The organism is Acinetobacter sp. ANC_7511 (assembly GCF_056779975.1).
In genome coordinates, this window is the sequence record NZ_JBWYIY010000030.1 from 1 (window position 1) to 14,059 (window position 14,059).

12 protein-coding genes and 3 pseudogenes are annotated in these 14,059 nt (G+C 35.9%); 11 read left to right on the top strand and 4 right to left on the bottom strand.

What is annotated here, in order from left to right:
- The coding region (locus AC1M9L_RS14325; RefSeq protein WP_481592498.1) for a 2Fe-2S iron-sulfur cluster-binding protein at positions 1–239 on the top strand (239 nt) is incomplete at its 5' end.
- Positions 240–295: 56 nt separating this feature from the next.
- Complete coding sequence (locus AC1M9L_RS14330) at positions 296–1,492, top strand: multidrug effflux MFS transporter (protein ID WP_481592499.1); 1,197 nt, start codon at positions 296–298, stop codon at positions 1,490–1,492.
- Between the two features lie 158 nt (positions 1,493–1,650).
- Here AC1M9L_RS14330 and AC1M9L_RS14335 read toward each other — a convergent pair whose 3' ends face one another.
- On the bottom strand, positions 1,651–2,583 hold the full coding sequence (locus AC1M9L_RS14335; protein WP_481592500.1) for an IS5 family transposase: 933 nt from the start codon (positions 2,581–2,583) through the stop codon (positions 1,651–1,653).
- 385 nt (positions 2,584–2,968) lie between these two features.
- Between AC1M9L_RS14335 and AC1M9L_RS14340 the strand changes: the two genes are divergently transcribed.
- From AC1M9L_RS14340 to AC1M9L_RS14360, 5 genes are all read left to right on the top strand, one after another.
- Positions 2,969–4,225, top strand: coding sequence for an OprD family outer membrane porin (locus tag AC1M9L_RS14340; RefSeq protein WP_481592501.1), 1,257 nt, complete (start codon positions 2,969–2,971; stop codon positions 4,223–4,225).
- 405 nt (positions 4,226–4,630) lie between these two features.
- A complete protein-coding gene (locus tag AC1M9L_RS14345; RefSeq protein ID WP_481592502.1) occupies positions 4,631–5,653 on the top strand; it encodes an acyl-CoA dehydrogenase family protein in 1,023 nt (340 codons plus the stop codon).
- Between the two features lie 43 nt (positions 5,654–5,696).
- Positions 5,697–6,191: a flavin reductase family protein gene (locus tag AC1M9L_RS14350; RefSeq protein ID WP_481592503.1), complete on the top strand. Its 495-nt coding sequence runs from the start codon at positions 5,697–5,699 to the stop codon at positions 6,189–6,191.
- Between the two features lie 15 nt (positions 6,192–6,206).
- Entirely contained in the window at positions 6,207–7,523 is a 1,317-nt protein-coding gene (locus AC1M9L_RS14355) for an MFS transporter (protein ID WP_481592504.1), read from the top strand.
- A gap of 23 nt (positions 7,524–7,546) precedes the next feature.
- Positions 7,547–8,281, top strand: coding sequence for an SDR family NAD(P)-dependent oxidoreductase (locus AC1M9L_RS14360; protein ID WP_168397118.1), 735 nt, complete (start codon positions 7,547–7,549; stop codon positions 8,279–8,281).
- 67 nt (positions 8,282–8,348) lie between these two features.
- On the opposite strand, the pseudogene AC1M9L_RS14365 reads toward AC1M9L_RS14360, so the two are convergent.
- Positions 8,349–9,053 (bottom strand): annotated as a pseudogene (locus tag AC1M9L_RS14365) (nitroreductase).
- A 10-nt stretch (positions 9,054–9,063) separates the two neighbouring features.
- Positions 9,064–9,966 (bottom strand): LysR family transcriptional regulator, encoded by a 903-nt coding sequence (locus tag AC1M9L_RS14370; protein WP_481592505.1) that lies wholly within the window; start codon positions 9,964–9,966, stop codon positions 9,064–9,066.
- Positions 9,967–10,442: 476 nt separating this feature from the next.
- Between AC1M9L_RS14370 and AC1M9L_RS14375 the strand changes: the two are divergent.
- Positions 10,443–11,315: pseudogene (locus AC1M9L_RS14375) on the top strand (LysR family transcriptional regulator).
- A 119-nt stretch (positions 11,316–11,434) separates the two neighbouring features.
- On the opposite strand, the pseudogene AC1M9L_RS14380 reads toward AC1M9L_RS14375, so the two are convergent.
- Positions 11,435–12,000 (bottom strand): annotated as a pseudogene (locus AC1M9L_RS14380) (transposase); the annotation flags it as partial.
- 245 nt (positions 12,001–12,245) lie between these two features.
- Between AC1M9L_RS14380 and AC1M9L_RS14385 the strand changes: the two are divergent.
- The 3 genes from AC1M9L_RS14385 to AC1M9L_RS14395 all read left to right on the top strand — a co-directional run.
- Positions 12,246–13,373 (top strand): amidase, encoded by a 1,128-nt coding sequence (locus AC1M9L_RS14385; RefSeq protein WP_168397100.1) that lies wholly within the window; start codon positions 12,246–12,248, stop codon positions 13,371–13,373.
- Positions 13,374–13,376: 3 nt separating this feature from the next.
- Entirely contained in the window at positions 13,377–13,913 is a 537-nt protein-coding gene (locus AC1M9L_RS14390) for a nuclear transport factor 2 family protein (protein ID WP_163169551.1), read from the top strand.
- 33 nt (positions 13,914–13,946) lie between these two features.
- The coding region (locus AC1M9L_RS14395) for a hypothetical protein (RefSeq protein ID WP_481592506.1) at positions 13,947–14,059 on the top strand (113 nt) is incomplete at its 3' end.

Genomic DNA, 14,059 nt, shown 5'->3' on the forward strand with positions numbered 1-14,059 from the left:
GTAATAAAATTATTACGGTTGCAGCGGATGAGAGTTTGATCGATGCATTAGCGAGAGAAGGCATAAAGATTGAGAAATCATGTGAACAAGGCGTGTGTGGCACGTGTTTATGTGATGTGTTGGAAGGTGAACCTGATCATCGTGATGTGTATTTAACGGATGAAGAAAAAGAGAGTAATGACCAAATACTTGCATGTTGTTCAAGATCAAAAACCAAACAACTTGTATTGGATATTTAAAATTTTAATTACATATCTTCATTTAAATACTATTTCGATATAAAAAAGGATAATCAATGAAAAATATGCGGCTTCAACAGCAAAGTAGTTATTCATGGGGATGGATTTTACTTTTATCTTTATTAATGGCATTAGGTCCATTATCAGTTGATATGTATTTGCCAGCTTTAAATCATATGGCTGAAGATTTATCTGTTAGTGTGCAAAAAGTTTCAAATACATTGCCTGCATATTTTCTAGGATTAGCTATAGGACAGCTATTGTATGGTCCCATCAGTGACGCAATAGGTCGAAAAACGCCACTGTACATTGGATTAGGAATTTACATTTTCGCAAGTTTACTATGTGTATATGCTCAAGATATAAATCAATTAATGTATCTTAGAGTAATACAAGCTCTAGGTGGATGTGTAGGAGTAGTTATAGTAAGGGCAGTTGTTAGGGATTGTCTTACTTTACAAGCATCTGCTCAAGCATTTACTACCTTAATGATGATTTTAGCTATTGCACCAGTGATTGCGCCAAGTATTGGTGCACTTATATTGGAATATTATCATTGGCGCACGATTTTTTTATTATTAGCATTAATGGGTATAGCTTGTCTACTTGGCATTCATTTCTTCTTTAATGAATCACTACCGAAATCACAGCGCACGAAATTCCATATTAAAAAAAGTTTTAATTCCTATGTAGACCTCATAAAAGATCACACATTTTATCTTCCTATGTGTATAGGAGGATTGTCTGGCGGAGTGATGTTTACTTTTTTAAACTCGGCTTCTGCTGTAATGATTGGGGAATTTGATCTAAATGAAAAAGTTTTTGGTTTGATTTTTGGATTAAATGGAATTGGAATAATATTACTTTCATTTCTTAATAAAGTTCTAATAAAGATATGGAATATAAAATCAATTTTATTTTTAGGGTTGATGATTCAAGCACTAGGAGTCTTATTGCTAGGTGTAGGGTGTTTTTACAGCTTTAAGATTTTAGTTTTTATTTCAATATTTATAATAGTTTCTACAATGGGGTTAATAGGTCCAAGTTCATTAGCATTAGCAATGAAAAATCAAAATAAGCGTGCAGGTGCAGCTAGTGCAATGATGGGTAGTATGCATTTTTCCTGTGGTTTAATAAGTGGGATTGTTTTAAATTTTATTTTTTTTAATGCTTTAATTAATATGTTTGTTGTTATGAGTATTTTTATTTTAATAGCATTAATACTGTATTTTTATGCTTTAAAGGAATTATAATTTTTTATAAAGGCCTATAAATAATCCTAATCCTGCTTAAGGAAATGACACCACTCATTTTTAAGGTTTATCTATCATTTTGTGATGAAATGTCTATGCTTTGATCGGCTTTGTTGCACAAAGATTTGAAATGCAAAGCGCCCCTAATTGAGCCAAATTTAAGACGTAACTTGAGTAAGTGGTCGACCTAATTCCGTAAATCTGTTGAGGACTGCTACACGTGCATGAACCTCATTGACTTGGCTATCAAAGCTCCTTGCACTGAGTTTATCTCCTAATAATTTGATGCAGTGCATTTTAGTCTCAACCAAACTTCGGCGATGATAGCCTGACCATTTTTTCCATAGTGTCCTACCTAAACGTTTAACTGTTCGAAGTAATTCATTTCGCTTTAGCAAGCTGCTCTTTGTATCTTTCCATGGTTTCGCATTTTTTCTAGGTGGAATCACCGCATGCGCTTGCCGATCTGCAATGGCCTGACGGCATTGCTTGGTGTCATAAGCTCCATCGGTATAAACAGAGTCAATCTGCTCATCTTGTGGAATCTGATCAAGTAAATCACCTAGTACCTGTGAATCACTGATATTATTGGTTGTGTGCTGAATAGCACGTATTTGAAGAGTTTCAGCATCTATAGCACTATGTAGCATACGCCATTGGCGACGATATTCAGGTCCATGTTTCTTGCGTTTCCATTCGCCCTCACCTAGAAACTTCAAGCCTGTAGAGTCCATGAGTAGATGCAGCCCATAGCTACTTTTTTGGTAGCTGATTGCAATATCAATATACTTTTGTCTTCTACAAAGCGTACTGTAATCTGGCGCTGTCCAATTTAATCCGCAAAGTTTAATCAGACTTTGCACAAAGCCAGTGACCATACGTAAAGACAGACGAAATAAGGATTTAATCATTAAGCAGCATTGGATGGCTGCATCGGAGTAGGTTTGATTTCGCCCTTGTTTGCCTTTTGATGGAGCATACCATTGCGTAGCAGGATCAAACCAAATAGTAATATTTCCGCGATGAATGAGTGCTCGGTTATATGCGGGCCAATTGGTTGTGCGGTAGATTTTATGTGTAGGCTTCTTCATTTGTAAATTATATTATTGAAGAAGCCCTTAAGAACAGCTTTGTGCAATAAAGCCGCTTTGATCTAATAACACTAAAAATTAATCATAAAATTACGTTTATGTCATGATTTTAAAGAAAATACTTATCCGCGATTCGGGTTATAAATAGAGATTATTTTAAATATTATATTATTACTTTGGTTTATTGGGGATAATATTTTATTTTATTTTTTTATATATAGAGTGTTTAATTGTTTTTAAATCAGATCATTTTGCTTTTAGCTATTTTAATAAAAATATTATTAAATGGAAGTTTGCAAAAATTCTAAATATTATTAATTTAATTTTTAGGGATCTGTTTTTGGCTATTAATGGGTATTCAGTAGAATAATGTGATAGGTACCATATGTCGAAACAGTTAAAACTTACTCAATCAGTAATAATATTAATATTTGCTAGTACGGCCATGATTCAAGTACATGCAGATTTCATCGAAGACAGTAAAACCAGTCTTAATCTTAGAAATTTTTATTTTGATCGATCCTATGATCAAGATCATCTGCCAGCATTTGGCAGCTGGACACAAGGGGCAAACCTAATTTTTGAATCAGGCTATACTGATACGCCGCTTCAAGTGGGATTGGACGCGAGTATTCGTTATGCTGTTTTACTTGATAGTGAACATCGTCAGACCAGTGACTTGATCGTGCCTTATGATCCTGCCAAAGGTGAATTAAAAAGTGATTATGCTAAATATGGCGTCACCCTAAAATTAAAAGCAGGTAATACTGAATTAAAAGTTGGCGAATTGTTGCCAAGAACACCTATTGTGTATTTTGATGATTCAAGACAGTTGGTGACATCTTTAGCTGGAGCCATGCTAGAAAATAAGGATATTCAGAATTTAAAAGTTACTGCAGGGCGTATTACATATACAAATGCCCGTAATGATGACGAATACCGTAAATTGAGTATGCAGACTGCGGGGCCTGTCAAGGAAAGTGATGGACTAAATCTATTCGGTCTGGATTATCAACTTACTCTAGACTTGTCGACATCTTACTGGTTTGGTCAACTGGAAGATATTTACCAGCAACATTATGTAGGCGTTAATTATAAAAAACAGCTGGATCAAACCAAAGTCAAATTCGACTTGAGCTATTTCTATAATGAAGAAGATGGTGATGCCTATTATGGAAAGATTGACAGTCAAGCCTTGGGGGGAATGACCACACTTCAGCATCAGAATCACCGGTTTACGGTCGGTCTGCAAAAGAACATCGGAGACAGTAGTTTCCCTTTACTGACCGGTTATTCTCCACAACCGTATTTACAGGCTTGGTCTATCCTGCCATTTAATAATCCAGAAGAGTCTATTTGGCATTTCAGTTATATCTATGACTTCAAAGACTGGAGCCTACCAGGGGTTAAGACGCGGTTTGCCTATCATCATGGTGATGGTATCCAGCGCAAAGGTCTTACAGATAACAAGGAAATTGAACGCGTATTCAGCCTATTATACCACCCAAATCAGGGCTGGTTTAAAGGATTAGGATTTGAATGGCGCTATACCGATGCAGATATTAAATATGGCGCAGGGATGGAATCAGGTAAGAGTTTTGAGGAACACCGTTTAATCACCTCTTATACCTTCAAGTTCTAAAAATTGTAGTAATCCTCATTGAGGTGGTATTCACCTGCTTACAGGCCCTAGATCTAGGGCCTGTAATTTTTTCTGTGGGTCTTAAATAATTTTAAGCCTAATTTAGTTGTTGTTTTGTTAAAAATATATATAAAACAAAAAGATAAATTCTTTATTCGTGCTATTTATTTTAGTAAAAAAACATTAATGACAGTTATTTGTTCTAGGGAGATTTTAAAACTATAAGTAAGGATGTCTGATCATTATCCTTAAGGAATATCCATGTATACCATCGAGCGACTTTACGATTCCATTTGTCTGGAGGAAAGTAAAAAGTCTGAGTTTGAAGAATTGCTCAAACAAGTTGCAGTAGAAAGTACGTCATTTTCGGAACTGTCCTTTATTCCACAGCATATAGTTGATTTGATGAAAAAGGCCGGATTTTTCCGTGTTTCAGTACCCCGTATTTTTGGCGGTAATGCAGGCAATCCACTACCATTTTTACAGTCTTTGGAAAAACTAGCTTCTGTAGATGGCTCTGCTGCCTGGGTAGCCAGTTTTGGTTCATCAAATTATTACCTAGCTGCTTTACCTATCGAAACCCAGAAAATCATTTATCAGGATGGTCCAGATCAGATTTTTGCCGGAGGTCTGTTCCCGGTACAGTCAGCTACTCGTATTGATAATGGCTGGGAAGTTTCGGGAACTTGGAAATTTTCCAGTGGTTCTAAAACAGCAGATTGGTTAGGTGTCGGTATTTGTGAAAGTGCCAGTGGTGGTTTCCAGGACCGTCCACGAACCGTGATTCTTCCTAAAGACAAAGTCGAGGTATCAGAAAACTGGGATGTTTTTGGCATGGAAGGTACGGGTAGCCATGACTTAAAAATTACTGAGCAGTTTGTTACTGAAGACTGGTCGTTTGTCCGTGGTGCACCTGCGTTGGTGGATGAACCTCTGTATCACATTCCAACGGTAGCTTTCTCCGGTCAGGTGCATACGGTGGTAGCACTTGGTTTGGCTTTTGCAGCGATTCAAGAACTTTTACAGATTTGTAAGGGACAGACCACGACTGGTGCACCAAAATTGGCTGATCGTGCTTATTTCCGTATGGCTTTATCCAAAAATACAGCATCTTTCCTCAGTGTTCGCAGTTATTTCTATGAGATCTGTCATCGTGTCTGGGGGGAAATTGAGAAAGGCAACGAGATTTGCAAAGCGCTAGAAAATGAAATGCGTCTTTCAGCAACCTATACCGCGCATTCCTGTGCCGACATTGTCAAAAACTGCTACAGCATTTCCGGCATTAACGCCATTTTCAAACGTCAGAAGATGCAAAAAATTCTAAGAGATGTGCTGGTTATTACTCAGCATGCGCATATCAATGAATCTGTATTTGATGGCGCAGGGGCAGTGATGACTAAAACAGAGCCATTCAAAGGATATATCTAACAGCAGGATATGAAATTCATCAAACAAATAAGAGGAAAAAATTTTGATTAATACACGTGATTTTAGAAATGCATTAAGTAAATTTCCGACGGGTGTCACTATTATTACAGCTTATGACAAGAATGGAGAAAAAATCGGCGTTACAGCTAATAGCTTCAATTCAGTATCTATGGAACCACCTTTGGTGTTATGGAGTATTGATAAAAATGCCTACACTTATGAGTCTTTTACTCAAGGAGGATATTTTACTATTCATATATTGCGTAAAGAACAATTAGATCTGTCTAACCGTTTTGCACGTCGTGGTGTCGATAAATTTGCTGGCATAGAACTGCATCAGGACAGTCAGCGAGCACCTCGTTTGGCTAACGTGTCAGCTTGGTTTGAATGCCGTTTATGGAATGTCTGTGATGCTGGGGACCATGCCATCGTGATTGGAGAAGTGTTGCAATATGGTTATGAGCAGGATGTTGATCCATTGGTTTTTTGTAATGGAACATATGCCATACATGAGACTCATCCTTTATTAAAAATATAGTAGGGAGTAACAATAATGTCTACACCAGTGACAAAAAATGCAATTAGTACCAATATGGAACCATCAGCTATTACAACCAAGCTGGTAGTATTCCTATGTTTTATCGCGATGATATCTGAAGGCTACGATATCGCAATTTTGGGGGTCATTATTCCGACCCTCTTACAGGAGGCGAGTTGGAATTTAACTGCCGTGCACATGGGTTATATTGGCAGTGCAGCTTTTTTTGGAACACTTATTGGGTGCTATCTTTTTAGCGCGTTAAGCGATCTATATGGACGTAAAAAACTATTAATTGCATGTCTGATTATTTTTACTACTTCAATGATCGGGGCTGCCATGGCACAAGATCCGATTAGCTTTGTAATTGCTCGTGGTATTTGTGGTCTCGGGGTCGGGGGTATTATTCCAATTGCCTGTGCTTTAACTTCTGAATATTCTGATGAAAAAAATAAGAATTTCTATTTCGCCCTAATGTATTGTGGTTATCCAGCTGGTGCATTACTAGCAGCATTGGTGGGAATGTTCTATCTGGATCAGTATGGATGGCGAACATTGGTGGCAGCAGGTGCATTACCATTATTATTAGTACCTGTATTTATCAAATTTCTTCCAGAATCCATTTCTTTCCTACTCAGTCATGGTCGTAAAAAAGATGCTTTGCAACTGGCTGATAAAATCGGAATCTCACAGAATTCAATTGAAAGCTATCAGGTGAGCAAAGAAAATAAAGTTAATATTTTCTCTTTACTGAAAGAAATGTTCTCGGTCAGGCACTTGCGTGCAACAACCTTATTTTGGTGTTCACAGATTGCAACTGTACTTGGTGTATATGGCCTGAGTACGTGGTTACCACAAATTATGAAGACTAATGGTTATGGAATTAGTTCTAGCATTTCTTTTCTAGCCATCTTTATGCTTTCTGCAGGTCTAGGCTCACTATTTATTGGGCGTTTGACAGATCGTTTTAATACTCGTAAAACAATTGTACTGTTCTATCTCATAGGTGCAGTCTCTATTTTCGGCCTATCCTTTAACTATAATATTGCAATAACTTATGTGCTCGTTGGTTTAGCAGGTATGGGTATAATCGGTGTAGGAATGGTGCAGCTAGGCTATATCACGCATTATTATCCTACTAAGATTCGTGCCAGCGCCGCTGGATGGGCTATTGGTGTGGGTCGTATTGGGGCGATTATGGGACCGATTGTTGGTGGCTATCTGATGGCAAATGGCTCTAATACCAGTGCCAATTTTTACCTCTTCTCTGCGGCAGCCCTGATCGCTGCCATTAGTATTTTCTTTACACCCAAAAATATTGGTAATCACTAAGTTAGGATGGGAGGGTTTTGTATATGGACAAGGTGATTCTCATCACGGGTGCGGGGGAAGGTATCGGATTTGCAATTGCAGAATATCTGGTGAGCCAACAGTATCAGGTAATTTTAACTGATGTTACACTTGCGAAAGCTGAAGCAGCAGTAGCAAAGCTGGCAGTGAATAATGCATTTGCTCTCAAACTGGATATCACTGATCAAGTAGATTTTAATGCAGTATCTGGCTGGATTAAAGAAAAGTTTAGCAAGTTGGATGTGCTAATTAACAATGCAGCTATGACCAAAACCACTCCATTGTTTGAAATCTCGGCTGAGGAGTTTGTGGAAATTAGTCGAATCAACCAAATGGGAACTTTCTTGGCCTGTCAACTTTTTGGACAATGGATGGCGCAGCAGGGGCAGGGACGTATTATCAATATGTCTTCTCTTGCAGGCCAGAATGGTGGTATCGCTGTGGGAGCACACTATGCCATTTCTGAAGGTGCCATTTTGACTATGACCAAACTATTTGCCAAGGCACTGGCTGGATCAGGGGTTACAGTCAATGCCATTGCCTGTGGTCCGGTAGATTCACCCGCATTTCACCGTCTTGTGCAGGCGGATGAAATTCCGGAGATTCTGAAATCAATACCAGTGCATCAATTAGGTGATATGAGCTTTATTGCACAAACCATTGAGTTGTTAATCCAAAATAATTCAGGATTTGTTACTGGAGCAACTTGGGATATGAATGGTGGCTTATTGATGCGCTAATTATTTTTGTAGAAACAGTTTGCGAATAAAAAAATCATCTGAAGATGATTTTTTTATAGCTAGATCATTAATCCAAAAATATAGCGAACTCTTCTAAAGGTACCCGAGTGGTTTGAGAAATATTAATTATATGGGAAGGGTCAGCATAGCCGAGAGCCATACCACAGACTAGTTCTTCATTCTTATCTGCATTGAGATGATTAAGTACGATAGAGTGGAACTTATTCCATGCAGCTTGTGGGCAAGTATCAAGTCCTCTAGCTTTGGCGCACAACATTACATTCTGCATTATCATCGAAATATCCATTTTAGAACCAATACCTAAAGAGCGATCTACAGTAAAGAAAAGTCCTACGGGAGCACCATAAAATTCATAATTATGTAAAAGCTGTGCTTGCATTTTGGTTTGGTCATTTTTACTGATTTTGAGTAAACCATATAGCCAAGCACCATTTTCTTTTCGATGATTTAAATAAGGCTGTTGCCAAACTTTTGGATAGTAAGCGAAACTTTCTTGATATTGTTTAGCTATATCAGGTTGCTCAAATATTTTTTTTTGTGCTTGATAAACCTCTGCCACCAATTCATTACGCTTCTGACCGCTAACAACATATACTTTCCAGGGTTGTGTGTTAGTACCTGAAGGTGCTCAGGAAGAAATAGTTAAAATATCTCTAATGAGTTGCGGTTCGGCAGGCTTATCTAAAAAAGCACGGGCGGCATATCTCGATTGAATTATCTGATCAATCAGCAGAGTTCCATTTGAATCCATTTTAAATTCCTTAAAGAGAGGGGGCTTTAAAATTATTTAAAATAATTTCACTCATCCATTTTATCGAATGATTATTTTTAAATAATCTATGATAATAAAGCCCAATATCAATAGTATTTCCTGGTATATTAATATCTATAATAACAAATTGATCGTCATAATTAAATCTTTTAGCAAATGATTTAGGGATAATAACGCCATAATCTGTTTTACTTACTATCTCTGGAGCTACAGAATAGTTGGGAATATTTAATACAGTTCTTTTTTCAAACTCATTATTAATATTTTTAACTAAATCAGTATGGCCAGTGGTTAAAGATTTTACTCCGATTAATTCAATATTTTTTAAAATAATATCAATTTCTTTGTTGTAATATGGATGGTCGTCTCTAATCATTAAAACAAATTCATCATCAAATAGTTTTTCATATATTATATTGTCCTTACAATTTTTTAGTACAGGTAAATGTCCTATAGCAAAGTCGATTTCTCCATCTCGCATTGCATGGGCTAAGTAGCTTTGTTGGGCCTGAATAACATCAATATTTACTTTATTATCATGTTCTTCCATTAATAAACAAATGGAAGGCATGAAATAAGATTGGCACATATCTGACATAGAAAATATAAAATTATTTTTAATTTTTATTAGATTTGTATCAGGCAAAGTAGAAAGAATTAACTCCTTAGAATTGAGTAAATTATTAGAGATATTTTCTGAGAGAGTGGTTGGTAACATTCTTCCTTCTGTACGAATAAAAAGTTGATCATTATACAGATTTCGTAGTTTTTTTAGCGAATGGCTAATGGCTGGTTGGCTAATTTGTAATAATTCAGCCGTCTTCGTTAGGCTACCCGTTTCATATAATGCACAAAAAATTCGTACAAGATTAAAGTCAAACTTTACATCCATCAATGTGTCCTTTTATCGTATAAGCTTATATTAAATTAAGCAAAATTCATTCCATGAATATCGAACCTATTAGTTTATTTTTCACTTATAATATAAAAATTATTCAATTGAAATAGTAATTTATGTTTCTATAAAAAATTCCCTTAAATTAGCATTTAAATTTACATGGTAGATTATTAAATAATATTTTATATTATTAATATATTTTGTTGGAAGTTTAATACACCTTTACTTAGCAAGATGTATTATTCTTTAAAAATGAAATAATGATTTGATTGAAAAACTCTGGTTGCTCAATATTTGAAATTTGTGAGGGCGTATGGTTGGGATACCGATAAGCAACGTTTCTATTGATCTGAACATATCGCTATATAATCCATTATTTGATATCACATACCATATTTGAATTTATTTTGCGAAAATAGGCTATAAATAGTATTTTAATATACTTAAAAAGTATTTAATGGGGCGATTCAATGGAACTGAAAACTTTAAAATATTTTGTAGCTGTAGTAGAAGAGAAAAGTATAACTAAAGCTGCCTCGAAATTGTGTATGGCACAGCCTCCTTTAACGCGTCAAATTAAAAATTTAGAGGCTGAACTAGGGGTAACATTATTTGAACGAGGAATACGTCCAGTAAAAACAACAGAAGTAGGACAATATTTTTATCAGTATGCTGTTCAAATATTAACCTTGTCTGCACATGCTAAATCAATGGTAAATAGATATAAAGTAACCGATAAAACAGTACGAATAGGCTATGTAAGCTATTTATTGGAAATTACCAGAATTAATTGATTATCTAAGAAGCCACATTAATGGAGTTAAAGTTGAGTTGGTTGAGTGTGGAACAAGCGATCAAGTTAAAGCTTTAAAACTTGGAAAATTGATATTGGATTTGGAAGACTAGGAATTAGTGATCCTTCAATAAAAAGAAAAATTTTAGAACATGAAAAGCTTTTACCTGCAGTACATAATAATTATGCATTAGGCCACTATCATAATGAAGGTATTTTCTTATCACAAATATTAAATGAAATCATATATATGTACCCAAATACCCCTAAGCCAAATTTTTCAACTTTTATTCAGAATATTTTCTCTGAATTAGACCTAATACCACAAAATTTGACTGAAGTAAGGGAAATTCATATGGCACTCGGATTGGTTTCATCAGGTGAGGGAGTATGTATTATTCCAAAAAGTGCAAGCGCTATTGGTATACAAAACTTAAAGTTTCTTCCCATCCTAGATGAGGAAGCGTACAGCCCAATCACGTTGGCTTATCGAAGTATAGATAATAATGAATATATTCAGCAGATTTTAGAATACATGAGTGATTTTTAGAAATATTGAAATTGTATTTCTCCTATCTAATAAACTCTATGAAGGAGCTGTTGATATTTAATAATGATAATTAGATAAAGACGCAGCCTTAAAGTGATAGAAGTTTCATAGTTCTATGAATAGCCATGATCCGCATAAAGCTTTGCTTCTAAGCCTTCAATTAAATGCTCAACCATTTTGATGTCAGCAATATGCCTATTGGATAGTGCTGAGCTTACGATCTCGCCAAATTGATACATCACGATATGTAATTTACAGCCATAAAACCAACCCATCGAACTTTTACCACGAGATATAGTTCTGACTAATGATTTATGGCATTGAATTCGTTAATTTTTGCAGAACGGTAAAGTGGTTGAGTCAACCCATAAATATCGGCCATGTTGGCTTCTCATCAAGGTGACATGTAACGCGTGTAGTGCCAACTGATGTGTATCATCCGTTGGTAACAGGGTAAGTTTTTAAATAAAAACTTTTATCCTGCTTCACCAATGAAAAGAGTGCTTTGAAGTTGTGGAAGTGACAAAGATTTATACTAAATGGTAATAAAGGTAATTTCTGAGAGACTTAGTTGGGTCTGTCAGATTTTTAAATAGCGCCGACTTTGCTTAAGAAATTTCTAATAAGTTGCTTCAAATTTAAGAAAAAAGTCATCAATTACACAGAATAATTTGGTATGAGCCATATATGGTGCAATAAATCAGGACTAGGGCTTTAGTTTTGGGGTGATAACTCAACTGATGGCACTAGTCCTTTTATTTTTAAAGTCAATTTCTTATCCGCGATTCAGGTTGTATATATTTTAATAGTAGGGTTTTTACTATAAGCAGGAATTATTTGTAGGAAAGGAATAGCCTCTGTATAAATTAAATCAATTGAATAGTGAAATATTTTCTTGTGACATTTCACTAGGGAATTAGGGGAGGTGAAATGAGTTCAATCATAAAATATTTAAATATTGGTAATGGAGATATCAAGGTTGTTGTTAAGGATACTATAGACATTGAAGGAACAATTACTACAGCTGCTAGTAAGGCTTTTGAACATAATCCTAAGGCACTAGTTAATGCACAAGTAGTCACGAATATTCTTGAAAATAATTGTCGAATTGTAGGCAAAGCTAATTTACATGAACTTGCTTTTGGTGTTACTGGAGTTAATGAGTTAACCGGAACACCTATTAATCCCCATTATCCTGAGCTTATTCCAGGTGGATCATCGAGCGGGTCTGCGACAGCTGTTGCCGAAAAACTCTGTGACTTCTCTATCGGAACTGATACCGGGGGGTCTATCCGTTTACCTGCAGCCTGTTGTGGAATTTACGGACTTAAACCAACATTTGGTAGGGTAAGCCGTCAAGGTATTCTTCCTGAATCATCTACGCTGGATTGTGTTGGGCCCTTTGCAAATGAGATGACCATGCTGATCCAGGCTATGACAATTATTGATCCTACCTTTAGCTCGGAGAAATTGCTCTTTAATCAGAATATTAAACCACGAATAGGGGTATTAAAAGTTCATGCTGATAAATTTATTTGGCAAAGTATCGAAAAGCTCATTAATCAAGTCGAAAATATTCAGTTTGAAGAAATTGAATTAAATCTATTTCAAGCTGCTCATGAAGCTGGAATGACATTAATAAGCTATGAAAATTGGCAGTCATTCTCGTATCTAATACATACTGAAAAATTAGGACCAGATGTTTATAAACGGTTAACATCGTCTGTAAATATTACGCTAGATCAATATAAAAAAGCCCAAGAGATTCAAAGTCAATTCAAACAAGAATTAGAACAAATTTTACAAGAATTTGATGCTGTGCTGTTACCCACTTTACCTATTATTCCTCCTAAAGTGAGTGAAATTACAGATTCATTAAAGTTGCTTAATCTAACAGCTTATGTACGTCCTTTTAATGTTTCAGGTCATCCTGCAATCTCAATTCCGTTACAAACCGAACAAGCAGAACCAGTTGGTTTGCAATTGGTTTCAGGGCTAAACCAAGACGAAAAGTTATGTGCAATTGCACAGCTGTTTGAAAAATATATTAAGGATTAATTTATGAGGCAAGAAATTGATATTGAAGAAATATTATTTAGATTAGAGCAGCTAGAATCTCAGCAGTCAATTCGTAATTGTATAAATCGCTACATGGAAATCTGTGACCATCTAGATGCAAATACAGATCTTGATGAGCTTATGGCGCTATTTGATGCTGACAGTATTTGGGAAGGCATTGGTGAGAAATACAGTAAAAGTTTTGGGCGTTATGTAACATGGCAATCCATTTATGACATGTTTAAAAGCTATACCCAAAAAGATTCGCATTTTCTCATGAATGCTCATTTTGTAAGTTCCGAGCAGATTAATGTTGAAGGTACAACCGCAAAGGGTAGTTGGCTGATGCTTCAAACTTCAACTTTTAAGAATCTTCAAAGCCATCTCAATGCAGCCAAATTGACCATTGATTTCCGTAAAGACTCCAGTGGTCAATGGAAGATCAAACACTTTCAAACAGAAAATATTTTTAGTCGTCCGGTGGATCACTGGAACAGCACTGCTGAATTGCCTGTACCAGAACCAAAAGTGCAGAAGTAAAAGCACAGGACGCAAATTAAATAGGAAATAGATATGAATAGCCTGATTCCAACACAAAATATCGAAATTGATTACAACGAACTGGTTCAAAGTGACCGTGTACATACTTCGCTGTATAAAGATTCAGCCATTTTTGAAGAAGAAAT